This window comes from Vreelandella janggokensis (assembly GCF_031451615.1).
GTDB lineage: Bacteria > Pseudomonadota > Gammaproteobacteria > Pseudomonadales > Halomonadaceae > Vreelandella > Vreelandella janggokensis.
Map to the genome: position 1 here is coordinate 826,601 of NZ_JARWAJ010000001.1, position 26,171 is coordinate 852,771.

General features: G+C 56.8%; 26 protein-coding genes. 16 read left to right on the forward strand and 10 right to left on the reverse strand.

Annotated elements, in window-relative coordinates:
- The first annotated feature begins 33 nt into the window (after positions 1-33).
- The 4 genes from QC816_RS03735 (at position 34) to nanR (ending at position 3,911) form a co-directional block, all read left to right on the forward strand.
- Positions 34-570, forward strand: coding sequence for a TRAP transporter small permease (locus tag QC816_RS03735; protein WP_085919002.1), 537 nt, complete (start codon positions 34-36; stop codon positions 568-570).
- Between the two features lie 26 nt (positions 571-596).
- Positions 597-1,976, forward strand: a complete 1,380-nt coding sequence (locus QC816_RS03740) for a TRAP transporter large permease (protein ID WP_085919001.1) — start codon at positions 597-599, stop codon at positions 1,974-1,976.
- 25 nt (positions 1,977-2,001) lie between these two features.
- Positions 2,002-3,078 carry an Ldh family oxidoreductase gene (locus QC816_RS03745; protein ID WP_264823334.1) on the forward strand — a complete coding sequence of 359 codons (1,077 nt, stop codon included), beginning with the start codon at positions 2,002-2,004 and terminating at the stop codon, positions 3,076-3,078.
- A gap of 110 nt (positions 3,079-3,188) precedes the next feature.
- Positions 3,189-3,911, forward strand: a complete 723-nt coding sequence (gene nanR / locus QC816_RS03750; RefSeq protein WP_085918999.1) for a transcriptional regulator NanR — start codon at positions 3,189-3,191, stop codon at positions 3,909-3,911.
- A 39-nt stretch (positions 3,912-3,950) separates the two neighbouring features.
- Here nanR and QC816_RS03755 read toward each other — a convergent pair whose 3' ends face one another.
- The 4 genes from QC816_RS03755 to QC816_RS03770 all read right to left on the reverse strand — a co-directional run bounded on the left by QC816_RS03755 (position 3,951) and on the right by QC816_RS03770 (position 8,394).
- Positions 3,951-4,973: a zinc-binding alcohol dehydrogenase family protein gene (locus tag QC816_RS03755; protein ID WP_309781058.1), complete on the reverse strand. Its 1,023-nt coding sequence runs from the start codon at positions 4,971-4,973 to the stop codon at positions 3,951-3,953.
- A 61-nt stretch (positions 4,974-5,034) separates the two neighbouring features.
- The gene (locus QC816_RS03760; protein ID WP_085918997.1) at positions 5,035-5,880 is read right to left on the reverse strand and encodes a fumarylacetoacetate hydrolase family protein; all 846 of its coding nucleotides are present in this window, start codon (positions 5,878-5,880) and stop codon (positions 5,035-5,037) included.
- 62 nt (positions 5,881-5,942) lie between these two features.
- On the reverse strand, positions 5,943-6,692 hold the full coding sequence (locus QC816_RS03765; protein ID WP_309781059.1) for an SDR family oxidoreductase: 750 nt from the start codon (positions 6,690-6,692) through the stop codon (positions 5,943-5,945).
- Positions 6,693-6,864: 172 nt separating this feature from the next.
- Entirely contained in the window at positions 6,865-8,394 is a 1,530-nt protein-coding gene (locus QC816_RS03770; protein ID WP_309781060.1) for a UxaA family hydrolase, read from the reverse strand.
- Between the two features lie 376 nt (positions 8,395-8,770).
- Here QC816_RS03770 and QC816_RS03775 point away from each other — a divergent pair, with 376 nt between their 5' ends.
- The 8 genes from QC816_RS03775 to uxuA all read left to right on the forward strand — a co-directional run bounded on the left by QC816_RS03775 (position 8,771) and on the right by uxuA (position 17,445).
- Positions 8,771-9,532, forward strand: coding sequence for a GntR family transcriptional regulator (locus QC816_RS03775; protein ID WP_199283521.1), 762 nt, complete (start codon positions 8,771-8,773; stop codon positions 9,530-9,532).
- Positions 9,529-10,740: a D-mannonate dehydratase ManD gene (gene manD / locus QC816_RS03780; protein WP_085918993.1), complete on the forward strand. Its 1,212-nt coding sequence runs from the start codon at positions 9,529-9,531 to the stop codon at positions 10,738-10,740. Before QC816_RS03775 ends, manD begins: the two co-directional genes overlap by 4 nt.
- A gap of 14 nt (positions 10,741-10,754) precedes the next feature.
- Complete coding sequence (locus QC816_RS03785) at positions 10,755-11,777, forward strand: Zn-dependent oxidoreductase (RefSeq protein WP_309781423.1); 1,023 nt, start codon at positions 10,755-10,757, stop codon at positions 11,775-11,777.
- A 63-nt stretch (positions 11,778-11,840) separates the two neighbouring features.
- Entirely contained in the window at positions 11,841-12,809 is a 969-nt protein-coding gene (locus QC816_RS03790) for a TRAP transporter substrate-binding protein (protein WP_085918991.1), read from the forward strand.
- Positions 12,810-12,905: 96 nt separating this feature from the next.
- A complete protein-coding gene (locus tag QC816_RS03795) occupies positions 12,906-13,484 on the forward strand; it encodes a TRAP transporter small permease (protein ID WP_085918990.1) in 579 nt (192 codons plus the stop codon).
- A gap of 2 nt (positions 13,485-13,486) precedes the next feature.
- The gene (locus tag QC816_RS03800) at positions 13,487-14,770 is read left to right on the forward strand and encodes a TRAP transporter large permease (RefSeq protein ID WP_199283517.1); all 1,284 of its coding nucleotides are present in this window, start codon (positions 13,487-13,489) and stop codon (positions 14,768-14,770) included.
- A 2-nt stretch (positions 14,771-14,772) separates the two neighbouring features.
- The gene (locus tag QC816_RS03805) at positions 14,773-16,242 is read left to right on the forward strand and encodes a mannitol dehydrogenase family protein (protein ID WP_309781061.1); all 1,470 of its coding nucleotides are present in this window, start codon (positions 14,773-14,775) and stop codon (positions 16,240-16,242) included.
- A 24-nt stretch (positions 16,243-16,266) separates the two neighbouring features.
- The gene (gene uxuA / locus QC816_RS03810; RefSeq protein WP_309781062.1) at positions 16,267-17,445 is read left to right on the forward strand and encodes a mannonate dehydratase; all 1,179 of its coding nucleotides are present in this window, start codon (positions 16,267-16,269) and stop codon (positions 17,443-17,445) included.
- 40 nt (positions 17,446-17,485) lie between these two features.
- Here uxuA and kduD read toward each other — a convergent pair whose 3' ends face one another.
- From kduD to QC816_RS03835, 5 genes are all read right to left on the reverse strand, one after another.
- The gene (gene kduD / locus QC816_RS03815; RefSeq protein WP_309781063.1) at positions 17,486-18,238 is read right to left on the reverse strand and encodes a 2-dehydro-3-deoxy-D-gluconate 5-dehydrogenase KduD; all 753 of its coding nucleotides are present in this window, start codon (positions 18,236-18,238) and stop codon (positions 17,486-17,488) included.
- A 47-nt stretch (positions 18,239-18,285) separates the two neighbouring features.
- The gene (locus QC816_RS03820) at positions 18,286-18,969 is read right to left on the reverse strand and encodes an HAD family hydrolase (protein WP_309781064.1); all 684 of its coding nucleotides are present in this window, start codon (positions 18,967-18,969) and stop codon (positions 18,286-18,288) included.
- Between the two features lie 8 nt (positions 18,970-18,977).
- Positions 18,978-19,952 (reverse strand): 2-hydroxyacid dehydrogenase, encoded by a 975-nt coding sequence (locus QC816_RS03825; RefSeq protein ID WP_309781065.1) that lies wholly within the window; start codon positions 19,950-19,952, stop codon positions 18,978-18,980.
- Positions 19,953-19,997: 45 nt separating this feature from the next.
- Positions 19,998-20,981 carry a sugar kinase gene (locus QC816_RS03830; protein ID WP_199283513.1) on the reverse strand — a complete coding sequence of 328 codons (984 nt, stop codon included), beginning with the start codon at positions 20,979-20,981 and terminating at the stop codon, positions 19,998-20,000.
- An 85-nt stretch (positions 20,982-21,066) separates the two neighbouring features.
- On the reverse strand, positions 21,067-22,077 hold the full coding sequence (locus QC816_RS03835) for a LacI family DNA-binding transcriptional regulator (RefSeq protein WP_085918981.1): 1,011 nt from the start codon (positions 22,075-22,077) through the stop codon (positions 21,067-21,069).
- A 176-nt stretch (positions 22,078-22,253) separates the two neighbouring features.
- Between QC816_RS03835 and QC816_RS03840 the strand changes: the two genes are divergently transcribed.
- Positions 22,254-23,063: a methyltransferase domain-containing protein gene (locus QC816_RS03840; protein WP_085917907.1), complete on the forward strand. Its 810-nt coding sequence runs from the start codon at positions 22,254-22,256 to the stop codon at positions 23,061-23,063.
- Positions 23,060-24,067: a methyltransferase gene (locus QC816_RS03845; protein ID WP_199283512.1), complete on the forward strand. Its 1,008-nt coding sequence runs from the start codon at positions 23,060-23,062 to the stop codon at positions 24,065-24,067. The genes QC816_RS03840 and QC816_RS03845 overlap by 4 nt, the downstream gene beginning before the upstream one ends.
- Here QC816_RS03845 and greB read toward each other — a convergent pair whose 3' ends face one another.
- On the reverse strand, positions 24,068-24,604 hold the full coding sequence (gene greB, locus QC816_RS03850; protein WP_085917909.1) for a transcription elongation factor GreB: 537 nt from the start codon (positions 24,602-24,604) through the stop codon (positions 24,068-24,070). It lies immediately after the preceding gene.
- Positions 24,605-24,798: 194 nt separating this feature from the next.
- Here greB and QC816_RS03855 point away from each other — a divergent pair, with 194 nt between their 5' ends.
- Together QC816_RS03855 and QC816_RS03860 are read left to right on the forward strand one after the other, a co-directional pair.
- The gene (locus QC816_RS03855; protein WP_422823730.1) at positions 24,799-25,425 is read left to right on the forward strand and encodes a hypothetical protein; all 627 of its coding nucleotides are present in this window, start codon (positions 24,799-24,801) and stop codon (positions 25,423-25,425) included.
- Positions 25,426-25,497: 72 nt separating this feature from the next.
- A complete protein-coding gene (locus QC816_RS03860) occupies positions 25,498-26,169 on the forward strand; it encodes an NUDIX domain-containing protein (RefSeq protein WP_309781067.1) in 672 nt (223 codons plus the stop codon).
- Positions 26,170-26,171: the final 2 nt, after the last annotated feature.

Consider the following 26,171-nt stretch of genomic DNA (forward strand, 5'->3'; position numbering starts at 1 on the left):
TGAAGGGGGTGGCGTCTTCTGCGGAGCTTGCAAATGACAATCGATAAATGGCCTGCCGAGACATCCGACTTTCAGATGGAGGAAGACGATACCTTTGAGTGGCGTGACTATGGGATTGAGGATTACGCCACCCTGGTGGTGTTCTGGCTGCTGGCGCTGGATGTATTCATGCAGTTCTTCAGCCGCTACGTATTGGGGAATTCGATCGCCTGGACGGAAGAGATGGCTCGCTATCTTTTGGTGACCGTGGGGTTCATGGGAGGCTCCATGGCTGTCCGCACGGGTACGCATATTTCCGTCGAATTCTTCTATCGCTATATGCCCGGCTGGATGAGTCGGCTGCTTGTGACCTTGGTGGATGTTGTCAGTATTGCCTTCTTTGCCACCGGCGCCTGGATCACCTGGAAGCTCGCCGACCGGACCACGGCGTTGATGGCGTCGGTCGATATCCCCAAGAGTTTTCTCTACTACCTGGTGTTGTTGGGGTTCATCTTGATGTTGGGACGGGCTATCCAGATGGCGGTAATTCGCTGGCGTGACCGCAATTCCTCGCACCCTGACGCCCCATAACGACCACTTTGGCCGGAGCTTTCCCCATGTCCCATTTCCTGGCTATGCGCCCTCGAGGGGCGTTGGTTTCACCCCTGATCGCCGCCCTTGCGGTATCGGGTTGCTTGACCCTGGCTTTCTTCGGCGAGTATTTGCTGTTCCTGTTTGCCGCGCTGTTCACCATGTTGCTGCTGGGCGTGCCGATTGCCATCAGCCTGGCGGGTTCCTGCCTGCTGTATGTCTATCTCACCGGGCGCGTGCCCGATGTGGTGGTCGTGCATCGAATGGTCAACGGCGTTGACAGCTTTCCGTTGTTGGCGATCCCGTTTTTCATCCTGGCCGGCAACCTGATGAACAATGGAGGTATCACCAAACGCATTTTCGATTTTGCCAAAGCGTTGATGGGTTGGATGCGCGGTGGTTTGGGCCATGTCAATGTCGGCGCGAGCATCGTCTTTTCCGGCATGTCCGGTGCGGCGGTGGCTGATGCCGGTGGCCTAGGGACTATCGAGATCAAGGCCATGCGCGATGCAGGCTACGATAAGGAGTTCTCGGTGGGCATCACAGCCGCCTCCTCGACGATCGGGCCGATTATTCCGCCCAGCTTGCCGATGGTCATCTACGGTGTCATGGCGTCGGTTTCCGTCGGTCAGTTGTTCGCTGCCGGGCTTATTCCAGGTCTGTTGATGGGCGTGGCGCTGATGGTGATGATCACGATCATGGCCAAACGTCGCGGTTATCCCCGCGATTCGGCATTCTCGATTTCGCACCTATGGACGACGTTCCGCCGTGCTTTCCTGTCCCTTTTGACACCGGTGATCATCGTCGGTGGCATCATTTCTGGTGTCTTTACCCCTACCGAGGCCGCCATCGCGGCGGTGGTCTATGCGCTTTTCCTGGGCGGGGTGGTGTATAGAATCCTCACCTGGCGTCGCCTGATGAAGGTCAGCATGGAAACCATCGAGACGACAGCCGTCATTCTGCTGATTGTCGCGGGTGCTTCGATCTTTGCCTGGATCATGAGCAGCAACCAGGTAACGCAGCATGTCATGGGACTTTTGGGCCCCTTTGCCGATAATCCCATCGCTCTGCTGATTATCATCAACCTTGTGCTGATCCTGGTTGGCTGCTTCATGGAGACCATTGCGGCTATCACCATCCTGGTGCCCGTTCTGTTGCCGGTGGCCGTATCCGCGGGTGTAGATCCGGTGCACTTTGGCGTGATCATGGTGCTCAACCTGATGATCGGCCTGCTGACGCCGCCGGTGGGTATGGTGCTTTATGTCTTATCGCGGGTCTCGAACATTTCCTTCGAGAGTTGCATGCGCGGCACGCTGCCGTTTCTCATTCCGCTGGTGATCTCGCTGCTGCTGGTGACCTTCATTCCAGCGATTTCGCTGTGGCTGCCAACCCTGGTCTACCGTTGAGTTTGACGAAAGGAGCTGAGTGTCGATGACATCCGATTCGCCTGATTTTCGCGTTGCCGTTACTGATCTGGAACGTTTCATCGATCGTATTCTGCATCGCGCGGGAGCCGATGTGGCCTCCGCCCAGGCCGTGACTCGCGCGCTGGTCACGGCTTCGCGCATGGGGACGGACAGCCACGGATTGCGGCTACTGCCGCACTATATCCAGGCCTTGCAAGGTGGGCGTATCAATGGTCGCCCCGCGATGCATTTTACCCAACCTCTGCCAGCCACTGGGTATCTCGATGCCGATGACGGCCTAGGGCATTTGGCGGGCTACACGGCCATGGGGCATGCCGCTGACATGGCCGAAAAAGTGGGGCTGGGCGCTGTGGCGGTGGGTAATTCATCCCACTTTGGCGCTGCAGGTTGCTACGCGCTGGCGGCCGCTGAACGCGGGTTGATCGGTATGGCCTTCTGCAACTCCGACCCTTTCGTCTTGCTGCACGAGGGACGGTCGCCGTTTCATGGCACCAATCCGATTGCCTTTGCGGCACCGGTCAATGGCCAAGCTCCCTACCTGCTGGATATGGCGACCAGTTCGGTGCCCTGGAATCGCGTTCAGCAGTACGGCGCCATCGGTCGTGAACTTCCGGACCAGGTCGCGGCGGATGCCGCGGGTCGCGTGACCCGCACGCCAGCCGACGTGTCAGCGCTGTTACCGCTGGGCGGAAGTGATTTCGGCTTCAAGGGGGCAGGGCTCGGTGGCATGGTCGAGATATTGAGTTCAACGCTTTCGGGCATGCTTAACGGTTTCCGTCTTTTGCCAATGGGCGGGCCCGATATGGCGACACCGCGGGGAGTAGGTCACTTTTTTCTGGCGATGAACCCTGATGCCTTTAATGAAAATGCATCCTTTGAGACTTGTCTACGCGAATACCTCGAGGACCTGCGTGCTCAGCCCGCCAACGAGGGGACTGAGACACTGGCACCTGGGGACCGGGAGTGGCGATGCCTTGGTATGCGGGATGCTAATGGCATCCCCCTGGACAGGGCTAACCAGGCCGCTTATGCCGCGCTGGCCGAGCAGTTCGATGTTGAACCGCTGACGCCTATGCGCTGAAAAAGACGCCTTTCCTGCCCCGAAATGACGGCGAAATGCGGTAAAATATGGCCATAAGGGGTAAAGAAAGGTTTGTTTTCTTTACCGAAGACAGTCAGGAGAAGGCGTGCATGAGTCGATATCAGGTAGAGCGCAAGACACTATCCGAGCAGGTAGCCGAGCAGCTGGAAACCGAAATCCTCGAGGGACGTTTGAGTGAAAACGCTCAATTGCCTTCAGAGCGAGAACTGATGGAGCAGTTTGGGGTGGGGCGTCCGGCGGTGCGCGAAGCGTTGTTCTACCTTCAGCGTTTGGGCTTGATCGCCATCAATAGCGGAACGCGTGCGCGGGTTATTCGCCCTACGGCAGAAGCGGTGATGTCGCGCCTTTCAGGGGTAACCCGGCAGTTGCTTTCCAAGCCTGACGGGCAGCAGTATTTCCAGGAGGCCCGCGCCATGTTCGAGATATCGCTGGCGCGTTACGCCGCCGTCAATGCCAGTGAAGAAGACCTCCAACGCCTGCGCGATGCCCTGCAGGACAATCGCGATGCCATAGGCGACGAAGCGCGTTTCAAGCGTTCAGATAATGAATTTCATGGGGTACTGGCCAGTATCGGGCGCAATCCTATTTTCGACGCTATTCATGTGGCACTCTCCGAGTGGCTTGATGACCGTCGTGCACAAGTGCTGCAGCAAGAAGGTGAGGATAAGGCCGCGACAGCAGCGCATACCGAAATCATCGAGGCCATCGAATCACGCGACCCCGATGCCGCCGAGGCAGCCATGCGCCGCCACCTGGACCGCCACTATGGTACCTATATGCAGCTCAAGGAACGCCTGTCAGCGTCGCCTTGAGAAGACGCTTCCCGATAACGGCTGCCTCTCCATGGGAGGCTAGTGGTCAAGGTGTATCATTGCCTTGATAACGCCGGTAGCAGGGTCACACCACGCCGACATTCGCTCCGGGACTGCATCGAGTTCTTCACGGTGTGTGATCATCGCTGTGTCTTGCAGTCTACCGGCTTCCATCAGTGTCGAGACCCAGGTGAAATCCTCACGTGTGGCATTGCGGCTACTGAGCAGGGTCATTTCCTTGCGGTGAAAGTCAGGGTCGTGAAAAGTGATGTCCGCTTTGACGATACTGACCAGAACGTAGCGTCCCGCCTGGCCGACAAGGTCGAAGCCCTGCTGCATGGCCTCGGGGTTCCCGGTAGCATCGAAGACGGCGTCTGCCAGTGCACCGTCGCTGAGGGTCTCCAGTTGCGCTAGCGTATCGTGTTGCGAGGGATTCAGGGTGTGGTCGACATGCAGTGTCTCGCGGCAGAAGGCTAGCCGCTGTTCGTTGGTATCGACGACCACCACGCGGGCCCCGCACTCCCGGGCGAATTGCGCTACCCCAATGCCTATCGGACCAGCACCTACGACAACTGCCCATTCACCCTGAGCCAGCGCGCTGCGACGCACGGCGTGGGCGCCGATGGCCAGGCATTCCATCAGCGCGAGCTGGTCCAGCGACAGGGTGGGAGAAAGCATCAAGTGGTCGACTGGCACCACCAGCATGTCGCACATGCCGCCGTCGCGATGCACGCCGATGACCTTGATTCGCTGGCAGCAGTTGGTGAGCCCCCTTTGGCAGGCGCGGCATTCACCGCAATGCAGATAGGGGATGACGGAGGCGTTCTGACCCACCAGTGCCTGGTTGTGGCTATCACCCACTTGCACAACCTCTCCAGCCAGCTCGTGCCCCAGCACTCGCGGATAGGCAAAGTACGGCTGATTGCCACCAAAAGCATGGATATCCGTGCCACAGATGCCGATTCGCCGGATGCGCAGCAGGGCCTCGCCCGCTCCGCAAACCGGTGTTTCTCGGTCATCGTGTTCCATCAAGCCGGGGCGCGTACAGACGATGCTGCGCATGGCTTGGCCCTCCTTCATCTCAACTCAACGGCGGGGTTGATTCTGACGATTGAGTTTCAGCCTAGTCGTCGGCAACCACTTGCTGGTTCTGTTCGCCCAGCCCCTCAATCCCCAAGCGCATGCGCTGGCCAGGGCGAAGGTAGACCGATGGTTTCTGACCCATTCCGACGCCTGGGGGGGTGCCGGTCGAGATCACATCACCCGGCTGCAGGCTCATGAAGCGGCTCAGGTAGCTGATCAGGAAAGGAATCTGGTACACCATGGTGCGCGTGCTGCCGTCCTGATAGCGCTTGCCATCCACTTCGAGCCACATGTCTAGCTCGTGCGGGTCGGCTACCTCGTCGGGCGTGACCAGCCAGGGCCCCATCGGGCCGAAAGTGTCGCACCCCTTGCCCTTGTCCCAGGTGCCGCTCCGCTCGAGCTGAAACTCGCGCTCGGAAACATCGTTGATCACGCAATAACCCGCCACGTGTTTCATGGCATCGGCTTCGGCGATGTACTTGCCGCCTTCACCGATCACTACACCCAGTTCGACTTCCCAATCGGTTTTCTGCGAATCACGCGGGATGATGACATTGTCATCGGGGCCGCAGATGGCGCTTGTCCATTTGTTGAACACCACCGGCTCGGGGGGCACCTGGGCACCGGTTTCGGCGGCATGGTCGGAGTAGTTGAGGCCGATGCACAGGAACTTGCCGACACCGCTGACGCAGGGGCCGAGGCGTGTGTCTTTAGGCACTTCCGGCAGTTTGTCGGTATCCAGCTCAGCCAATACGGACAGGTGGTCACGGCTGAGGTGGGGGCCATCGAGATCGGGCAGGTGGGCCGACAGGTCGCGAATGACCCCTTGAGTGTCCAGCAGGCCGGGCTTTTCATGGCCCGGAGGGCCGAAGCGCAGTAATTTCATGTGTGCTCCTTATAAATGTGGGCATTGATATCGTTCATTAACCATCATCTGGCGCGGCATTATCAGTTTAACCAGCCGCCATCGATGATCTGAGTGGTGCCGGTGGTATAGGCGGATTCGTCGGCAGCCAGGTAGGTGGCAAGTGCCGCGATCTCGTCGGCGCTGCCCAGGCGGCCCAAGGGCTGTCGGGCGTTGAATTCGGCATAGACGTCATCCTCTTCGCGGCCCTGCTTTTCGGCCTGGGCGCGAATGCGCTGGCGCAGCGACGGTGAGTCCACGGTGCCTGGGCAGATGGCGTTGCAGCGGATGCCCTGGCCGATGTAGTCGGCGGCGACTGACTTGGTCAGCCCCAGAACCGCGGCCTTGGTGGTACCGTAGGCGCAACGGTTGGGCACGCCCTTGAGGCTCGACGCTACCGAGGCCATGTTAATGATGCTGCCACCGCCGTTGTCGATCATGGCGGGCAGCATGGCACGGATAATGCGCATCATGGCCATGACATTGAGCGAGAACGACAGTTCCCAGTCATCGTCGGTACCTTCAAGCAACGAGCCGTTGGCCACATAGCCTGCGCAATTGAAAAGAATGTCGACAGGGCCGACTTCATCGGCCAAGGCCTTGATGGCATCAGCATCGAGCACGTCCAGTTGACGAGTCTCGATGCCGGGCGTACCGGCCAACTCGGCCAGGGTAGCGTCATTGATATCCGTGGCGATGACCCGCGCGCCTTCAGCAGCGAATCGCAGCGCAGTGGCTCGGCCGATGCCCTGGCCTGCTGCGGTGATCAGGGCCGTCTTGTTATTCAATCGCATGGCAGGTTCCGTGATCGTGTTTGTTGAGACCTATTGGTCTGTTGTTGTTTTGTGATGAATAAGCTGTATGACAGGATGACAGTACGATATCTGCGTTTGAGTATGGCCCAATCGACTGTCTTTGCCAAATGGTCGCCGACAGCTGATAGGTATCACTGATGACGTCTGTTGATCAGGTGACGGCGCCCACCATCCAGGGGACAAACTCGTTACTACCATAGCCCAGCGATTCGCTGGCCGTTTCTTCGCCGGAGGCGATGGCAATGATCTTCTGGAATATCGCTTCGCCACAGCTCCTGACGGTGTCATCCCCGTCGATGATGCCGCCACAATTGATATCCATATCCTCTGACATGGCATCAAACATGGCGGTGTTGGTGGCAAGCTTGATACAGGGTGCAGGCTTGAAGCCCGACACGGAGCCACGGCCGGTGGTAAAGCACACGATCGTCGACCCAGAGGCAATCTGTCCCGTCACGGAGACCGGGTCGTAGCCAGGGCTGTCCATGAAGTTGAAACCGGGCTTTTTGATGGGTTCGGCATACTCGAGCACATCACTGAGACTTGAGGAGCCACTTTTGGAAACGGCGCCAAGTGACTTCTCAAGTATTGTGGACAGGCCACCGGCTTTATTACCTGGCGAGGGGTTGTTGTTCAGCTCAGCGCCATTGATCCAGGTGTAGTGCTTCCACCAGGCGATACGCTCCAGTAGCTTGCGAGCAACGCTGACATTGACGGCCCGGTTGAGCAGCAGGTGTTCGGCGCCGTAGATCTCTGGGGTCTCGGCCAGAATGACACTGCCCCCATGCTGTACGATGAGGTCGGCCGCATAACCCAGCGCCGGGTTGGCGGTAATGCCCGAATAGCCATCGGAACCGCCACACTGCAGGGCAACGGTAAGATGTTTGAGTGGCGCTGGCTGGCGCGGGGTATGCGCATGGGTATTGGCCATGGCGAGTATCTTGTCGCTGGCCAGTTTAATGCTGGCACGTGTTCCACCCGCCCCCTGAATGTTGAAGTAGTCGAGCCGTTGGCTATCCGTCATTCCGTACTTGTCGACCAGCGCCTTTACCTGGTTGCTCTCGCAGCCCAGGCCGATCACGATCACAAACGCGAAATTCGGGTTCACCGCATAGCCGGTGACGACTCTTTCCAGAAAGGCAAATCCCTCCGACTCGGTGTTCATGGCGCAGCCTGACCCATGCGTGACGGGAACCACACCATCGAAGCCGAGTTTTTCAAGCCCTGCCGACGCGTTAAGTTGATCCGCGGTGGCCTTGACCACGGTCGCCGAGCAATTGACCGTAGCCACGATGCCAATGTAGTTACGGGTACCGACGCGGCCATCACTGCGGTGAAAGCCATTGAAGGTCAGGTCACTCTCCACGATGGGTGTCGGTGCGGCGGGAGTGAAGTTTTCAAGCGATGTATCACGCTCCAGCATGGCCAGATTATGTGTGTGGACATGGTCACCCGCACGGATCGGCTGGCTGGCCAGGCCTATCGTCTGCCCATATTTTACGACGGGGGTGTTCGCCTCGATATCGACCAGCGCCACCTTGTGGCCGGCCATGATGTTTTCTCGTGCAGCCCCTAATGCCTGACTGAGCGAAAGCCCTTCGGCGATATTCCGGGTGGCAACGCCCACATTGTCATCAGGGTCCAGGCTGATCACCATCGGGTAATCATTGATAAGTTCCATCGTTTTCTCCAAATCGCGACAGGCGGTTCGCATACCGTCGGGCCAAGGTGACTCCTGGTGTGATGGTATAGCTGTCATGCCACCATGCTACACGTTTATATGAGCCCTAAAGTTCCGTCAAGGCTTTGTCGTTACTTGGCCTGTCTTGACGCTATTTTATGGGTTTTTGTCATGCGGCTTTGGGGGCGGACGTTACTGGTGGTGAAAAAATACTGGGTGCAGTGATACATCGTCACTTAGGACCTTATGGACGCCGATCAGTCAGCGACCAAAGTATAAGTGCCGCAGGCTTTCTATATCATCAATCCACTACCATACTAGTCATATCAGTAGTGGCCGTTACCTGTCACGAACCTTCCTATCAGGATCAGTTGTTATGCACGCGACCTTACAAACGCTATGGCAGGAAACCCACGAAAGAGACCCGGTACGCCAACGGCTATTTCATGTGCTGAGGCAGTCGATTATCCAGATGGTGCTGGCGCCAGGGCAGGCGCTATCGGAAAAGGAGCTTGCCGACACCTTTTCAGTTAGCCGCCAGCCAGTACGTGAAGCCTTCATAAGGCTCTCCGAGGCCGGATTAGTAGAGGTGAAGCCTCAGCGTGGCACTTATGTGGTGAAGATATCCCAGCGGGCGGTGCTTGAGGCGCGCTTTGTGCGTGAAGCGGTGGAAGTGGCGATTGTAAAAATGGCGGCTGAAAAAGGCCTTGATCCGGGCGTGTTAACAGATCTGCATGATCTGTTAGCACGGCAGCGTCGCTGTATTGAGCCTAATGATAATGAGCGATTTTATCGTCTTGATGAAACCTTCCATCGAACGCTTTCGCTGGGCGTAAAGCAGCAGGCAGCCTGGAAAGTCATTGAAGAAGTCCGGGCTCAGCTTGACCGGGTGCGCTATCTCAGTGTGCCCCATAGCACCCCGCTGGAAAGGCTTGTGGATCAGCATTCCAGCATCGTTGCGGCAATTGAGGAGCGAGACGCCTCCCGAGCAGAGCAGGCGATGTCTCTTCATTTGCGCGAGATATTGGTGTCCATGCCCGATCTGGTGCGTCGTTTCCCCAATCTTTTCGAGGCACAGGAAAATCAACGGTTCGATGAACAAGAAAACCCAGCGCTGAAGCAGGAGGCAATCCAATGAAGATTGAGCAGGCCTATACCATTGTAACCTCGCCGGGGCGCAACTTTGTGACGCTGAAGATTGTGACTGATCAGGGCGAGTACGGCATTGGTGATGCGACGCTCAATGGGCGCGAAATGGCGGTTGTGGCGTACCTGGAGGAGCACGTAATCCCGACGTTAATTGGGCGCGACCCCCAGCGCATCGAAGACATCTGGCACTACCTATACCGTGGTGCATACTGGCGGCGTGGCCCCGTCACAATGACCGCGATTGCCGCCGTGGATATGGCGCTTTGGGATATTAAAGCGAAGCTGGCGGAGATGCCGCTGTACCAGTTGTTAGGTGGTAAGAGTCGTGACCGGGTGATGGTGTATGGCCATGCTACCGGCCGAGATATCGACGCCTGCCTGGAAGAGGTCGCTCGCCACGTAGACGAAGGCTATAAGGCAGTCCGTGTTCAAGCGGGTATTCCAGGCATTGCCAGTATCTACGGCGTTGCCAAAAAAGATGGCGAACCCTACGAGCCTGCAGATGCTGACTTACCCGCAGAGCACGTGTGGAGTACCAGTAAATACTTAAACCATGTACCTAAGTTGTTTGCCGCTGTTCGGGAGCGTTTTGGTGATGATTTGCACGTGCTACACGATGTTCATCACCGCCTGACCCCCATCGAAGCCGCCCGTTTAGGCAAAGAAGTTGAGCCTTATCATTTATTCTGGCTTGAGGACTGTGTGCCTGCTGAAAATCAGGAGGCGTTTGGGCTCATTCGCCAGCACACCACCACACCGCTGGCGGTAGGCGAAGTATTTAACAGCCTGTTTGATGCCAAAACGCTGATTGAAAATCAGTGGATCGACTATATCCGCACCACTTTGACCCACGCTGGGGGAATTACCCACGTACGGCGAATCGCCGACTTGGCGGGCCTTTATCACGTGCGCACCGGCTTCCATGGCCCGACGGATCTCTCACCGGTTTGCCTTGGCGCGGCGATTCACTTTGACACCTGGGTACCCAACTTCGGCATTCAAGAATATATGCCGCATACCAGCGCGACTGATGAGGTCTTCCCCCACGATTACCGGTTTGAAAACGGGCACTTCATTGTGGGCGAAACGCCCGGTCACGGCGTCGATATCGATGAGCAATTAGCCAAGCAGTATCCCTATAAGCGGGCCAGTCTGCCGGTTAACCGGTTGGAAGATGGCACTTTGTGGCACTGGTGAGGAGAAGCATGACAATGAAAGCATTTCAGGTGAAGGCGCCGCACGACTACCAGGTAGCAGATGTTGCCCCCCCTCAGGCTGCCGCTGGAGAAGCGCTTGTACGTGTAGCCTTTGCAGGTATCTGTGGTTCGGATATGCATATTATCCATGGAGATAACGCTTTTGTGCGTTTTCCTCGTATCACCGGTCATGAGTTTGCCGGGGTCGTAGAGGCGGTCGGTGATGGAGTGCAGAACGTCGCTGTAGGGGATCGTGTTTGCATTGATCCTGTTATCAGCTGTGGCCAGTGCTATCCCTGCCGTATTGGCCGTCCCAATGTGTGCAGCGCGCTTGAAGTGATCGGCGTGCATCGTGACGGTGGCTTTGAGGAATCTGTTGCCGTCCCCGCCGCAAACGTCCACCACCTTCCAGATCATATCGGCCTGGACGCGGCTGCCCTGGTTGAGCCTTACACCATTGCCGCCAATGTGCTTGATCGTATGCAGCCGCATCCCGGTGACCGACTAATGATTTTGGGAGCGGGTGTTATTGGCATGACGATCCTGCAGATGGCCCTGGCCAAGGGCATTGAAGAAGTGGTCGTAACGGATGTGATCCACGAACGATTAGCGGCAGCGAAAGAGCTCGGTGCAACGTACGTGTTCAATAGCCGTGATCAGGATGTCGAACATGAGGTTTTGGCCTTGACCAACGGTGAGGGGGTGCCACTGATCGCGGATGCGGCCTGCGTACCAGCGCTTTTACCCCAAATGCTGCGCTTGGCGTCTCCCGCCGGGCGCATTGGTTTGCTGGGTTTCAGCGTTCAGCCAAGTGAGCTCGTTCAGCTAGAGGTCATCAAGAAGGAGCTGACCCTGGTGGGGTCGCGTCTTAATAATCGCAAATTTCCGGAGGTGCTTGAGCTAATGGCAAGTGGCCAGTTGAATCCATTGGCGCTGGTGAGTCATCGGCTGCCACTCAGTGAGATGCCAGGTGCCATTGACATGCTTGATCACCGTCCTGAAGAGGCCCGAAAGGTACTGATTCAAATCAGTGCTTGAGGGTAACAACGCCAACTCACGATTCACAAACAATCTACAACGCCCGTGTGCAGGAGAAAAATCATGATCAAACAACTTATGACAAGTGCTGTTCTCGGGGCTGCCATGTTAGGCAGTCATTCACTCATGGCAGCAGATTACACGCTGCAATTTGGCCACTTGGCAAATGAGCAGAACATCTGGCACCAGGCCGCCGAAAAGTTCAAAGAGGAAGTTGAAACGAATTCCGACGGTCGGATTGAAGTGCAACTTTACCCCAATGAGCAACTCGGTAACGAAATGGATGTGATCAATAGTATCCAACTAGGCACGGCGGATATGACGATCACCGGTGAAAGCTTACAGAACTGGGCACCTAAAGCCGCGATGATGGCGGTACCTTACGCTTTCCGAGACGCCGAGCATCTGCATGCTGCGGTTAACGGTGACATTGGCGCCGAAATTGAAGCGCAAATTACCGAGCGCACTAACCTGGTACCTCTTGCGTGGTTTGAGCGCGGCCCCCGTCATTTGACCTCCAATCGGCCTATCCGAACGCCTGACGAACTGGATGGCTTGCGCCTCCGTGTGCCTAACGTGCCGTTGTTCGTTGATACATGGCAAGCATTGGGTGCGCGCCCTACGCCCATGGCCTTTAGTGAAGTCTTCACCGCGCTTCAGCAAAACACCCTGGAAGGCCAGGAAAACCCGCTTAGCTTGATTGAAAGCGCCAGCTTCAATGAAGTTCAGGACTACATCAACATGACTGGCCATGTGCGTAGTTGGATCTATGTCGTGATTGGACGTGATCAGCTGGAAAATATGCCTGAAGAGCTTCAGCAGGTGGTGCGCGATGCTGCTCAAACGATGCAAGCGTACGAAGCTGAACTGTTCGAGGAAGACCAGGCACGTCTCGAAGAAGCGCTAGAAGAGCGTGGCATGGAGTTTGTTGAGGTCGATGTCGATGCGTTTGCTGAAAAGGCGCGTCCTGCCGTGCTTGAAGCACTGACGGATGAACAGCGTGAACTCTTTGACGCTATCCAGGACCTGTAAGGCCGTCTTGGCAATGAATTGGCAACGACAATGGGCTGGCCGTAGCGCCAGTCCGTTGTCTAACAACACAAGCAGCTTGCCCATGAGGATTCGGTTATGAACTCGGATCACAAAGCGCTTGAAAAGCAAGCGTTGGAGAGTCTGGATTCAATGTCGGCGGTGCCTAAATTCAAAGGCTCCATTGGGCGCGTGATTGGCTGGGTGGATACCTGTTTTTTGACGTTGGCCGTTATGGCGTTGATTGCCATTGCTGCCACGGTACTGCTGCAAATATGTTCGCGACTGTTTTTACCGTTTTCGATTGCCTGGACAGAAGAACTGTCGCGCTATCTGTTTATTTACATGGTGGCGTTATCGGTGGGTGTGGTATTGCGCCAGAATCGCAATATCAGCGTTGAGCTTTTCCATCATCGGCTGAGTCCTCGAATGAAGGCAGCTTTCCAAGTCTTGATCTGCTTGATGATTGGTCTGTTTGCCTTACTGGTGCTGCCTTATGCTTGGAAGTATGCCCAAAATGGCACATGGCAGACCTCTCCAACGCTGCATGTCCCCATGCTGTATATCTTTTTCTCAACGGTCGTCACCTTTGCGCTACTCCTGGTGTATAGCTTACTGGGGTGCCTTGAGGGGATGATCGCGATGTGTCGCTCCTCTGCCTCCCTTCAGGAGTCGTAAGCATGGAAGTTATTATCCTGTTTAGTGTTTTCTTGGTGCTACTGCTGGTAGGGATGCCGATAGCCTTTTCGTTGGGGTTGGCATCACTTTCTTACCTCCTGCTGGAGGGTATTTCATTAACCATAGTGCCGCAGCGGATGTATGCGGGCATCGATACCTTCGTTTTACTCTGCATTCCGGGCTTTGTATTGGCCGGTAACCTGATGAATGCGGGTAATATCACTGATCATATTGTGCGCTTTGCCAACGCCTTATTAGGCCATATTCGCGGTGGGCTGGGGCTGGCGAATGTGGGGGGATCGATGATTTTTGGTGGTATTTCAGGTACCGCCGTGGCGGATTCTGCCAGCATCGGCTCGGTCATGATTCCCGGTATGGCGCGCGCAGGCTATGACAAACCCTTTGCCGCCGCCGTCACCGCCGCGTCGTCGACCATTGGGCCGATTATACCGCCAAGCGTTCCCATGATTATTGCTGGATCGCTGAGTGGTATTTCGGTAGGGCGGATGTTTTTGGCAGGGGCCGTTCCCGGCTTGTTGCTGGGGCTCGCCATGATGATTACGGTGTATATCCTGGCCGTTCGCCGCGGGTATCCAAAAGAGAAGCGGGTATCTTTGCTGCAGCTGCTTTGTGAAGCGAAAACGGCCTTTTGGGCACTCTTGATGACCGTGATCATTCTCTACGGCATCATTGGTGGCTTCTTCACGCCCACAGAAGCATCCATCGTTGCCAGCCTATATGCATTAGTGGTTGGCATGTATGTTTACAAAGGGTTGTCGTGGAAAAAACTGCCGGCGATTTTGTCTGACACTGTATTGACCTCCTCGGCATTGCTGCTGATGGTGGGGTTAGCGAATTTGTTTGGCTGGATCCTCACCAGCGAACAGATACCTCAGATGATCGCTGAGCTTATCCTCTCTATTAGTGATAATCCGCTGATAGTTTTATTAATACTTAATCTGATCCTGCTATTCGTCGGCGCGTTTATGGAAACCATCGCCGCGTTAATAATTCTTTTTCCCGCCCTGGTGGGTGTAGCGACTGGCGTGGGTGTCGATCCGGTTCATTTTGCGGTGATCGCGGTACTAAACTTGATGATTGGCCTCACAACGCCGCCGGTAGGGGTATGCCTATTCGTTGTCGCCGGGATTGGTAAGCTGCCGATGTTGACGGTCGCAAGAGCCATTGTGCCATTTTTACTTTGCAACTTAGCCGTACTGTTGTTGGTAACTTACGTGCCCGCTATTTCGCTTTGGTTACCCAACCTACTGATGGGGAGTCATTAACCATGCCTTCACACCGTATTGAAACCTCATCTAAAAGCGGAGAGGTTGGCGTCGTTCATCTGGGGCTCGGCGCCTTCCACCGCGCCCACCAAGCGGCGTATCTGGAGCGTTACCGCCAGCGTACAGGTGACTCTGAATGGGGTGTTTGCAGCGCTAACCTTCGTGCCAGCATTGGCTTGGTCGACGGATTGCGCGCGGCAGGGCATCGCTACCATGTTGCCGAGTACGCCGACAGTGAAAGCCTGACGCTGCGCGAAATAGGCGTGATCGAAGAGACGCTGTTCACTGGCTGCGATACAGAGGGTAACTGGGGACGCGACCGGGAGGCCTTGCTATCGCGGATGGCATCCGCGGATACGCGAATTGTGACCCTGACGGTCACTGAAAAAGGCTATTTCTTGAACCCTGCCAGTGGTGAGTTAAGAAATGATGACCCCATGATCGCCGCTGATATCGCTGCCCCCAAGCAGCCACGCACTGCGCCCGGGCTATTGGTGGAAGCATTGGCCCGGCGGCACAAGGCAGGCATTGCTCCTTTTACCGTTCTGTCTTGCGACAACATGCCAGATAACGGCAAACGGACACGCCAGGCGGTGGTGCAGCTCGCTGAACACCAAGATCCCGCCCTGGCGAGTTGGATTGCCGATGAAGTGGCGTTCCCTTGCAGCATGGTGGATCGGATCGTGCCCGCGATGACGGACGCTGACTTTGAGCGCTTGGCAGCGCTGGGCGTTAACGACCCAAACGCGGTGGTGTGCGAAGCATTCACGCAGTGGGTGGTCGAAGACCACTTCCCCGCAGGGCGGCCGAGCTGGGAAGCTGAAGGTGTTGAAATGGTGGCCGATGTGGCGCCGTTTGAAACCATGAAGCTACGCATGCTCAACGGTAGTCATTCGCTGCTGGCTTACCTGGGTGCGTTGGCAGGGATTGAAACGGTCTATGAGGGTGTCCAGCATGCCAAACTGCGGGCGCTGTTACACCGCTATATGCTCGAAGAGGCGGCGCCCACCCTCGAGATGCCCGAGGGCATCGACCTGGACGCCTACGCGGACTCGCTATTGGCCCGTTTTGCCAACGATAGCCTGCGCCATCGCCTGCATCAGATCGCCATGGATGGTAGCCAGAAGCTCCCGCAGCGCTGGCTATCCGCCGCCCTGAAGCGCGCAGGTGTCGGTCAGTCATCGCCGTGCGTGGCATTAGGCATGGCGGCGTGGATTCGCTATACCTCGGGTGAGGATCTGATGGGCAATCGCCACCCCGTCGACGACCCGCTCGCCCAGCGCTTCCAGTCGATACATCACGCGAATGGTCGCGATGCTGACGCACTGGTGGCGGCGTATCTGGCCATGGACGATGTGGTGCCAAGCGAACTGGCAACGAATAAGGCATTTGCCCAGGCCGTGGTGACGGCGTACCAGATGTTGACCCAGGAAGGCCTGGAGGAGGCGCTCGCAGCGCTGAAGCATGGTTAGGGGCTAACAAAAAAGGAGAGCACCATGGAACACACCTGGCGTTGGTTTGGCCCGAATGATGCGATTGGCCTCGACGAGATTCGCCAGACAGGCGCAACCGGTATCGTTACCGCCCTGCATGAGGTGCCTAATGATCAGGTATGGCCGGTTGAGGCGATTCGCGAGCGTCAGCAGATGATCGACGCTGCTGGCCTGACATGGTCGGTGGTGGAGAGCGTCCCGGTCCATGAGTCGATCAAGAAAGGACTGCCAGAACGTGACGCGCTGATCGAAACGTATTGCCAGACGCTGCGACACCTGGCGGCCTGCGGTATCGACACCGTTTGCTATAACTTCATGCCGGTACTCGATTGGACACGTACTGACCTGACCTATGAATTAGCTGATGGCGCCTTGGCGCTGCGCTTTGATCAGGTGGCTTTTGCGGCCTTCGATCTTTATCTGCTGCGGCGACCAGGGGCTGAGCAAGACTACAGCGCTGAGGAAAAAGCTCAAGCAAGTCGCTATCTGGAAAGCTTGGATAGCGCTGGCCGTGACCAATTAGTCAATACCCTGATCGCGGGGCTGCCCGGCGCCGAGGAGCATTACACCCTTGAACAGTTTCGGGCTGTGCTGGAAGGGTATGCCGATGTCGACGCCGCCCGGTTGCGAGAAAACCTGGGTTACTTTCTGCAGGCGGTTATTCCGGTGGCGGAAGAGGTGGGCATTCGTATGGCCATCCACCCGGATGACCCGCCCCGGCCGTTGCTGGGATTGCCCCGGGTGGTATCGACGCGCGAGGATGCCCAGTGGATTATCGATCGTGTGCCCAGCCCCGCCAATGGTTTGACGCTTTGCACAGGGTCTTATGGCGTCCGTGAAGATAATGACTTGGTGGCCATGACCCGCCACTTTGCCCCACATATTCATTTTATCCATCTGCGTGCCACGCAGCGCGAAGCGGATAACCTGTCTTTTCACGAGGCGTCGCACCTAGCCGGTGATGTGGACATGGTGGGGGTCATTCATGCGCTGGTGAAAGAAGAGCGGCGCCGCGAACGCGAAGGTGGGGCACGTTTACCGATGCGCCCGGATCACGGTCACCAGCTTCTCGATGATCAACAGCGCCATACGGCACCGGGTTACCCGCTTTACGGGCGCATGCGTGGCCTTGCCGAGCTGCGTGGCGTAGAGTTCGTGTTGCGGCAGTCGACGGCTGGCTAGTGACTGGCTGGATGGCATTCAACTTACTGCTGGATATCATTTAGCGGGCTAGCCAGCCACCGTCAACTGCCAGGGTATGACCATGGACGTAGTGGGCAGCGTCGGAGCATAAAAAGATCACGGCACCCGCTAGATCCTCGGGCGTCCCCCAGCGGCCCGCGGGTATGCGACCGAGTATTTCATCGTGTCGCTTGGGGTCGTCGCGCAGCGCCTGGGTATTATCGGTGGCCATGTACCCTGGGGCGATGGCATTGACGTTTATATCATGGGCAGCCCATTCGTTGGCCATCAGGCGGGTTAGGCCGAGGATGCCGCTTTTGCTGGCGGTGTAGGAGGGCACGCGAATACCGCCTTGGAACGACAGCAGTGAGGCAATATTGACGATCTTGCCCGGTGCCTCGCGCTCAATCAGGTGTTTAGCCACCTGCTGGGAGAGAAAAAACGCTGCCTTCAAGTTGATGTCTATCACCGCGTCCCAGTCTTCTTCGGTGAACTCGATAGCCGGTGCCCGGCGAATCGTCCCCGCATTGTTGACCAAGATGTCCAGCTTGCCCGCCTGAGTGACCGCTTGATGAACAATGTCGTTAGGCGAATCATTGCCTAACTCTGCTTCAACAGCGTAAAAGCGCTTGCCTAAGGCTTCAACCTGCTGGCGGGTTTCCTGGGCAGGGCGGCGGCTGACACCGACAATATCAGCACCCGCTTCGGCCAGGGCCACGGCCATGCCTTGGCCTAAGCCTTTGTTGCAGCCGGTAACCATCGCCACTTGATCTTGCAATGAAAATAACCTCATTGAATCCTCCTGAGCCGATTTTCACCAATATGTGTCAACTCCAGATATTAAACGTCAGCAGGCACGTTGGTGGATAGGTTGGCAATCGCGGTGGGTAATTCACTGGCATGCAGAATGCCGATCGCACCGTCGGGAGTGATTTCCTCTCCAGGAAAGTGGTTCAGATGAATCACCTGCATGCCTGCCGCTAGGCCTGCCTCGACACCCACCGCCGCATCATCAATCACCACACACTGACGGGGAGTATAGCCCATGGCGGCCGCCGCCTTGCGATACAGCTCGGGATCTGGCTTCCATACGTTGAGGGTGTAGGCGCTAAACAGCCTGCCTTCAAAATGGTGGCCTAACGCGGTGCTTTCCAGCGCGCAACGGATCTTGCGCTCGGGGCCATTGGATACCACGGCCATAGGGTGGCTGCTTAACTGTTCCAACGCATCGGGCATGCCGGGTATTACCACAAGCTCGGCACGCATGCGGGCTTCCATGCGTGCCCGCATGTCCGCTTCAAGCTGGGTGAATTTGTCTTCTGCCAACGTCTGAAAACGGCTTTCCAGTGTTTGGACGATGGTCTGGAAACGCACCCCGCGAAATTCATCCATATACTGTCGGGCTGAAAAGGGTAGGCCGAATTCAGGAAGTATCTCGCCCATCACCTCGGCAAGCAGTATCTCGCTATCCACCAGGGTGCCATCGCAGTCAAACAGCAGACAGAGCGGTGTGGCTGTGCTCATCGCAGAGTTCATTGATAGGTTTCCTGATTGACCAGGCTAATGGGGCGTTCACCCTGAAGCGCCAAGCGAATATTATTCACAGCCCGTTGAGCCATGGCGTCGCGGGTTTCATGGGTGGCAGAGCCGATATGCGGCAAAGCGACGACATTGGCCATCGTCGGTAGCGTTGACGAGGCGGCGAGCGGCTCCTGCTCGAAGACATCCAGTCCGGCTGCTTGTATAGCGCCGCTCTCCAGAGCGTGTATCAATGCCGCTTCATCGACGACTTTGCCGCGGGCAATATTGATGAAAATGCCGGTTGGTTTCATTTGTGCAAATTGTTTGGCGCCGATCAGGTGTTCGGTCTCGGCTGTCAGCGGTACTGTGACACAGACAAAGTCAGCTTCGGCCAGCAGTTGGTTTAGTTCGCAGCGCTTAGCGCCAAGCTCGCGTTCTAATGCGGGCTTTGGGGAGGCGTTGGAGTAGAGCACCGGCATGCCAAAGCCCAGCGCACCGCGCCTGGCCACTGCCTGCCCAATGCGGCCAAAGCCGACCATGCCCAGGGTTTTGCCATGCACATCGCTACCAAACAGAGCGGGGCCAATACTGGCTTGCCATTCGCCTGCTTTTACCCACTCGGCTAGTTCCACTACTCGACGCGCGGTGGCCATGACCAGTGCAAACCCCGTATCGGCGGTGGTTTCGGTAAGCACATCCGGTGTATTGCACAGCATGATGCCGCGCTTGGTCAGTTCATCAACGGGGATGTTGTCATAGCCAACAGAAACGGTCGCGATGACTTCCAAGTTGGGGGCTGCGTCCAGCAACTGAGGGGTGATTGCCAAGCCGGAACCGATAATGCCGTGCGCCTCTGCCAATAGAGCGCGATTTTCAGGGGCATCAAGCGCGGAGGTTTTTGCCAGCACATCTACCTTAAATAAATCGCTTAGCTCACCCAGTTGGGCATCGCTGAGTCGTCCTTGAACCATTAACCGTTTTTGCATTGTTATCTCCAGGGTAAAAAAGCGGCTACAAAAAAGCGAGGCGGGTCAGGCGGTGGGTTGCTCTGCTTCAAGCACCTGTAAACGCTCGCGACCAGGCAGGCCTTCCATATCACCAATGACTTGAACGGCCTGAGCGCCAATTAAATTTCCCCGCTGGGCGGCTTGGCGTGCTGAGCAGCCATCAAGCAGGGCGCTGATTACGCCAACGGCAAAGCCATCGCCTGCACCTACGGTATCCACTACTTCAGCGACAGGGCAACCGCTTACCGTAAAGCTCTCCTCTTTCCCATCTAAGCTGCCTCGGTAATAGCTGCCTTCCGGGCCCAGTTTGATAACCACCGCCGAAGCACCTTGATCCAGATAGTAGCCTGCTATGTCGTAAGGCGTCTTTTGCCCTGTGAGTAGCTGGCCCTCGGAAAGCCCTGGTAGTACCCAGTCGGCACGGCCGGCGAGTTCGTTGAGGGTCGATCGCATAACGTTTTCGTTGGGCCAAAGTGACGGTCGCAAATTAGGGTCAAAGGAAACACTGGCACCATGGGCGCGGGCCTGTTCCATCAAATGATGGCTAAGCTGGCAGGCGCTTTCAGATAACGCCGGTGTAATGCCCGTTGCGTGAAGGTGGTTAAGTGCTTGAAAGTCGACATGCTGGGCGTCGTCAACCGTCAGGTGACTGGCAGCACTGCCACGTCTGAAATATTCGACTCGCGGGTCGGCGCCGTCCTGGGCGCGCTCTTTAAAGAGCAGTCCGGTGGGGTGCTGTGCATCGGCGTGAATATAGCGGCCATCGATACCTTCCGCGGTTAACGCCGCCTGAATAAACTTCCCAAAGCTATCGGTGCCCACTCGGCTTAACCAACCCACTTGAAAACCCAGTCTTGAGAGGCCGATGGCGACATTGTTGTCGGCACCGGCCAAACGGCGGTGGAAACCCTCGATAGCGGATAAATCGCCCGGCGTATCCGCTACAAACATGGCCATGGCCTCGCCAAAGGTGAGAATTTCGGGTGGGCTATCGATAGCGTGTGGCATGGTCAATATTCTCTTTCGACTGTTTTTTAGCATTCAATGGGAACGATACCATTTTTGCGACTCTTTTCTAGCGATGCCTTGGAAATTAGCGCTGGGTGGAGCCCCGCTCAATCAGGCCAGGGGCAAAACTCACCGTGGTCGGCATTGCCGATATATGGGGTGCAATGCGATGCATCAAACATTCAATTGCCGCTTTGCCGATCGCATCGGTGGGCTGGCCAAGGGTGGTGATGCCGGGAGGCACTAAGGCGCACCAATCGAGTTCATCAATCCCCATCAAGCCTGTCTTGCCAAGTGTTAAGCCCAACTGCTGAAAAAGGGCAGTCACTGCTAGGGTGGCATTACCGTTACCACACAAAACGGCACAAGCGTGCTGTTGGTGGTCGGCTAAAAAGTCGCTTAGCATTTGCTGCGATGCAGTGCCATCTTCGGTGGTAAGCAGTAATGTCGCGTGATGCAGCCCGCGTAGTTCGGCAGCTTGGTGAAAACGCGACAAACGTCGTTGACGCGTGCTTGATTGTTCGGGCGCTTCGCTGACATACAGTACGGCTTGGTAGCCCTGGGCGCACAAGTGTTCGAGCGCCATATCAACCGCCAGGTGATTATCGAGCCCGACCACTTCCGCCTCCACATGGTCGACGTCGCGGTCTAGCAGCACAATAGGGGTTCCCTGACTCATAATGGTATGCAGCTGGTGTTCGGGGCTGCCGGATGCATTCACCACCAAGCCTTCCACTTGATAGGCGCCAAGCAGGTCTAGATGCTGGCGCTCCTGCTCCGGGTCATTGTCGGTATTACACACGACTAGCGAGTAGCCGTATTGGCGGCAAGCTTGCTCGACACCGTGGGTGATGGCTACTGAAAACGGATTGCGGATATCGGCGACCAACATTCCGATCAATTTCGAGTGCCCCCCTTTTAAGCCGCGTGCCATTTGATTCGGCTGGTAGCCAAGGGTCCCTGCCGCCTGGGCGATGCGCCTTTTGAGGGAAGGCGATAGCCGGTCATGCTCTTCGCCAAAATAGCGCGAAACGCTGGTTTTAGAGGTGCCTGCCAATTTGGCAACTTCGATGAGGGTAGCTCGGGATGAAGGCATAAAAATGGATTGATATAAATGGTAACGTTCCCAAAGTAGGGCTTTTCGATTTGAAAGGCAATACGCGTACATTAGTTGATAACATTAACCCGTCCCTCATCTCCCCTAGAGTGACAAGCGTTATATTCTTCAGAAAGGTAAACTACATGGCTTTGATACAACGCTCGGCCCATTGAATGCATCCACATTATGAATTGACCCAAGCGGGCGATCGTTACTTCGACGGCCTGGTCGACAAGTTTTCACGATCGCTCTACCAGGCGCCCAGAGGTGAGTTGCGTCTGGCTATGCTCGACTATTTATTACCGCAGATGCTGAATTTACAGCAGCAGGCGGTATTGGATATCGGCGGTGGCCTGGGCCAGCAAACTGCGTGGTTTGCAGAGCGAGGGCATAAGGTCACGATGGCAGAGCCCTCTGGCGAAATGCTGGACCATGCAAAAAACTGGCATCGTGATGCCAATGAGCTGCCCAGCGATGCGATTGAGTACCTGCAGGCGCCTCTGCAAACGATTCGGCAGCACGCCCCAGGTCCCTGGCCACTCATTGCCTGCCACGCGGTACTGGAATGGCTCGGCGAGCCGCGTTTGGCCATGCAAACGCTGGCGAGCCTGCTCGCCCCAGGCGGTCAACTGAGTCTCATGGTGTTTAACCGTGATGCGCTGCGTTTTTCCAATGCCATGAAAGGTAACTTACAAAAAGCCTTAAGCGACCAGCTTGAGGGTCAGGGCAGGGGCCAGCGACTGACGCCCATTTCGCCCATCACCCACGACCAGGTTGTGCAGTGGAGCGGGGAAAATGGCTTGGTTGTTGAGTCGGTAGCCGGTATTCGAGTCTTTCAGGACTATTTACGCCAGCCCGCGTTAGCGCCACGCGAGCGCGACACGCTGCTGGCGCTGGAAAAATGCTACTGCCGGCAGGACCCCCACTGGCGCCTGGGTCGCTACTTGCTTTATACCCTCAGCAAACCGGAGACCGTCGAATGAGTGCCCAAACGCCTGCCTGCCAACTGCTTGAACGACAGCCAGCGCGCGATGAGCCGCTCTGGGGAGTCGGTCCGCCGTTGGATCCCTGGTTGGTTGAGCAATCAACGGGTGTTGTCAGCGCTGACTTGGCTGTGCTTGACGCTTGGCGCGCTCGGGGTAAATCAGCGTTTAGCCCGTTTGTGGATGAGCATGTTGAGTACCTGGCAGGCGAGGTGGTGCTGTTCTGGCCCAAAGCCCATCAGTTGGGTATCTGGTGGCTGGAGTGGCTATGTGAGGTATTGCCAGGTGACACGCCGGTAGAGGTTGTCGGTGAGCATAATGGAGGCATCAAGCGCGTCCCCAAGTTGCTCGCTGAGCGGGGCATGGAGTGCGACAAACTGGATAACGCCCGACGCTGCTCGCTATTTGCCACCCGCACGGTAAAGCTCGCTTCCAAGGACGATGTGTGGACGCGTTTCGACGCGCTGGGTCTGGCACTGATCAGCCACCCGGGCGTATTCGGGCATGGCAAGGTCGACGAAGGCACCCGGCTACTCCTGAACGTCCTGGAGAGCGAACTTCCCAGCACACCACTCAGCAACCCTCTGCACGTGCTGGATATGGGCTGCGGTGACGGGATTATCAGCGCGTGGCTGGCCCGTCGCGGGCATCAGGTCACCGCGGTGGATGTCAGTGCGTTTGCGGTTGAGTCGACCCAGCGAACGCTGAGGGTCAACGGGCTCGAAGGCCGCGTATTGCAAAGTGATGTATTCAGTGCTTTGCAGGGCGAACACTTTGATCTTATCGTCAGCAATCCGCCTTTTCACCAGGAGCGTGATGTCAGCTATGGGCCAAGCCAGCGCCTGATCAGTCAGGCGCCGACCCACTTGACGTCAGCGGGCCAATTATTGCTGGTTGCCAATGCGTTCTTGCCCTATCCGGACCGGCTCCAGAACGCATTTGGGCAGTTCCAGACCCTGGCGGATAATCGCCGTTTCAGGGTCTATCGCGCCCAGCAGTATTAATTACCGTTCGGGGGCATAGTCAATGGCTGTCACGGTGTAGAACGTCTCGCCGTTGGGCGTGAGCACTGTTATATCCTCGCCCACTTCCTTGCCCAGCAAGGCCTTGGCCATGGGAGCATCGATACTGATCCAGCGTTTTTGCGTATCGGTTTCATCGTGGCCAACAATGCGTAGAGACAGCGTTTCACCTTCTTCGTCTTCCAGGCTGACAAAGGCGCCAAAAAATATTTTTTGCGTGTTGGCGGGCAGGCGGTCGACCACCTGGAGCTCATCCAGACGCTTGGTGAGGTATCGAATACGGGCGATGACGCGATTGAGTTCCTTCTTGTTGTAGGTGTAATCGGCGTTTTCACTGCGATCACCCTGGGCGGCCGCTTCGCCCACTTTCGCCGAAATTTGCGGGCGTTTTACCCGCGAGAGATGGTCCAGAATGCCTCTCAGGCGTGCTGCACCCTCAGCGGTAATCAGGTTGCTTTTAGGTTCCTGGCGCGGGTCTTTTGCCGGATCGCGCCAACGTGTCATGTTGCGGCCTTTCATTGCCAACTCCCTTCTGGTTAGGCGATCCCCACTTTAACGCGATTTGCCTCAGGACGGCCAAACGTCGCGTCGAATGATTTGCGACTGGCGATTAATTCAAACGTTCGTTACATTGTCCGGGTGACTTATTTTGCCGACTGGCAGTTATCCGACAACAACAAGCTAAGGAGTTGATAATGGTTCACTCAAACCTGATGCGCTATTTCGCAATGACCGCGCTCAGCAGTTCACTGGCGCTCGCGTCGTTTAACGCGGTGGCTTATGAAAGCGAGCTGTTCTCGCTTAAGAACCGCTGGGAGCATACGGTAACGGAGATGCCTCAAAGTGAGCGGGAAGAAGCGCTCAGTGGCCTGGCCGACGAAGTGACACAGCTTGCTGAGCAGCATAGCGACGAAGCCGACGTGTTGGTCTGGAAAGGGGTGGTATTGGCCGCTTATGCCCGTGAGCGAGGTGGTCTTGGTGCGTTGGGCGTTGCCAAAGACGCCCGGAATACCCTCGAACGTGCTGTCGAGATCGATCCGCAAGGCAATAATGGCTCTGCCTATGTGACGTTGGGGGCGCTATACGACCGCGTACCCGGTGGGCTGATTGGTTTTGGCGATAGTGATACGGCAGACAAGATGTTTCAGCGGGCCTTGCAGATTCGGCCTGACGGCATCGATGTCAACTATTACTACGCGACCTTCCTCCAGGAAGAAGGCAATACCCAGGCGGCTCGGGAGCATGCCCAGCGCGCCTTGAACGGCACCGCCCGCGAGGGTCGCCAACAGTCCGATGAAGCGTTGCGCCGTGACGCCGAAGCGTTGCTTGGTGAACTATAACTCCTTCCACAAATTGGCATTCCCGGTGGCAAGCATTGATAATAGGACAATTGTTGTCACCGGGAGCGCCTTATGGCATCCAGCGCCAGCACGTCTCTGCTCAACACGCCGCTAGGCCGCGAAGATGTTGAACTGCATAAACGTGAAACCCTGCACCAGGGCTTTTTCCGCCTGGAGGCGTTAGAGCTTCGTCATCGCCTGTTTGAAGGCGGGTGGAGCGACGTCATGCGTCGCGAGGTCCATCAACGCTTTGATGCCGTGGGGGTGCTGCTTTACGACCCCGCGCGCGATAACCTGGTGTTGGTTGAACAGTTCCGTGCCGGTGCCGTTGACGATCCGCACACGCCATGGAAGCTTGAGCTCGTGGCCGGCCTCGTCGAGCAGGACGAGTCACTGGAAGATGTTGCCCGTCGTGAATCTCTGGAAGAGGCCGGGTGTCATGTGGGCCAATTGACTAAACTGCACTCCTATTACCCCAGTCCAGGCGCCTGTAACGAACGCGTGACACTGTTCTGCGGCTTGATCAATACGCAGGGGGTGGGCGGGGTTCATGGCCTGGCTGAAGAACATGAAGATATTCGCGTCCATGTGGTGTCTTTTCCCACTGCATGGGAACTCTTGGGCCAGGGAAGACTCGACAACGCCATGTGCTTGATTGCACTGCATTGGCTGGCAGGCCAGCGGGCGTCTTTACGCGCCGCTTCCCGCCCAATACCCCCGCAGAGCGAAACCGACGAGGAGTGAGC

Coding starts and splice junctions, on each gene's coding strand:
- QC816_RS03735 (WP_085919002.1), top strand. CDS start 34: ATGACAATCGATAAATGGCCTGCCGAGACATCCGACTTTCAGATGGAG.
- QC816_RS03740 (WP_085919001.1), top strand. CDS start 597: ATGTCCCATTTCCTGGCTATGCGCCCTCGAGGGGCGTTGGTTTCACCC.
- QC816_RS03745 (WP_264823334.1), top strand. CDS start 2,002: ATGACATCCGATTCGCCTGATTTTCGCGTTGCCGTTACTGATCTGGAA.
- nanR (WP_085918999.1), top strand. CDS start 3,189: ATGAGTCGATATCAGGTAGAGCGCAAGACACTATCCGAGCAGGTAGCC.
- QC816_RS03755 (WP_309781058.1), bottom strand. CDS start 4,973: ATGCGCAGCATCGTCTGTACGCGCCCCGGCTTGATGGAACACGATGAC.
- QC816_RS03760 (WP_085918997.1), bottom strand. CDS start 5,880: ATGAAATTACTGCGCTTCGGCCCTCCGGGCCATGAAAAGCCCGGCCTG.
- QC816_RS03765 (WP_309781059.1), bottom strand. CDS start 6,692: ATGCGATTGAATAACAAGACGGCCCTGATCACCGCAGCAGGCCAGGGC.
- QC816_RS03770 (WP_309781060.1), bottom strand. CDS start 8,394: ATGGAACTTATCAATGATTACCCGATGGTGATCAGCCTGGACCCTGAT.
- QC816_RS03775 (WP_199283521.1), top strand. CDS start 8,771: ATGCACGCGACCTTACAAACGCTATGGCAGGAAACCCACGAAAGAGAC.
- manD (WP_085918993.1), top strand. CDS start 9,529: ATGAAGATTGAGCAGGCCTATACCATTGTAACCTCGCCGGGGCGCAAC.
- QC816_RS03785 (WP_309781423.1), top strand. CDS start 10,755: ATGAAAGCATTTCAGGTGAAGGCGCCGCACGACTACCAGGTAGCAGAT.
- QC816_RS03790 (WP_085918991.1), top strand. CDS start 11,841: ATGATCAAACAACTTATGACAAGTGCTGTTCTCGGGGCTGCCATGTTA.
- QC816_RS03795 (WP_085918990.1), top strand. CDS start 12,906: ATGAACTCGGATCACAAAGCGCTTGAAAAGCAAGCGTTGGAGAGTCTG.
- QC816_RS03800 (WP_199283517.1), top strand. CDS start 13,487: ATGGAAGTTATTATCCTGTTTAGTGTTTTCTTGGTGCTACTGCTGGTA.
- QC816_RS03805 (WP_309781061.1), top strand. CDS start 14,773: ATGCCTTCACACCGTATTGAAACCTCATCTAAAAGCGGAGAGGTTGGC.
- uxuA (WP_309781062.1), top strand. CDS start 16,267: ATGGAACACACCTGGCGTTGGTTTGGCCCGAATGATGCGATTGGCCTC.
- kduD (WP_309781063.1), bottom strand. CDS start 18,238: ATGAGGTTATTTTCATTGCAAGATCAAGTGGCGATGGTTACCGGCTGC.
- QC816_RS03820 (WP_309781064.1), bottom strand. CDS start 18,969: ATGAGCACAGCCACACCGCTCTGTCTGCTGTTTGACTGCGATGGCACC.
- QC816_RS03825 (WP_309781065.1), bottom strand. CDS start 19,952: ATGCAAAAACGGTTAATGGTTCAAGGACGACTCAGCGATGCCCAACTG.
- QC816_RS03830 (WP_199283513.1), bottom strand. CDS start 20,981: ATGCCACACGCTATCGATAGCCCACCCGAAATTCTCACCTTTGGCGAG.
- QC816_RS03835 (WP_085918981.1), bottom strand. CDS start 22,077: ATGCCTTCATCCCGAGCTACCCTCATCGAAGTTGCCAAATTGGCAGGC.
- QC816_RS03840 (WP_085917907.1), top strand. CDS start 22,254: ATGCATCCACATTATGAATTGACCCAAGCGGGCGATCGTTACTTCGAC.
- QC816_RS03845 (WP_199283512.1), top strand. CDS start 23,060: ATGAGTGCCCAAACGCCTGCCTGCCAACTGCTTGAACGACAGCCAGCG.
- greB (WP_085917909.1), bottom strand. CDS start 24,604: ATGAAAGGCCGCAACATGACACGTTGGCGCGATCCGGCAAAAGACCCG.
- QC816_RS03855 (WP_422823730.1), top strand. CDS start 24,799: ATGCGCTATTTCGCAATGACCGCGCTCAGCAGTTCACTGGCGCTCGCG.
- QC816_RS03860 (WP_309781067.1), top strand. CDS start 25,498: ATGGCATCCAGCGCCAGCACGTCTCTGCTCAACACGCCGCTAGGCCGC.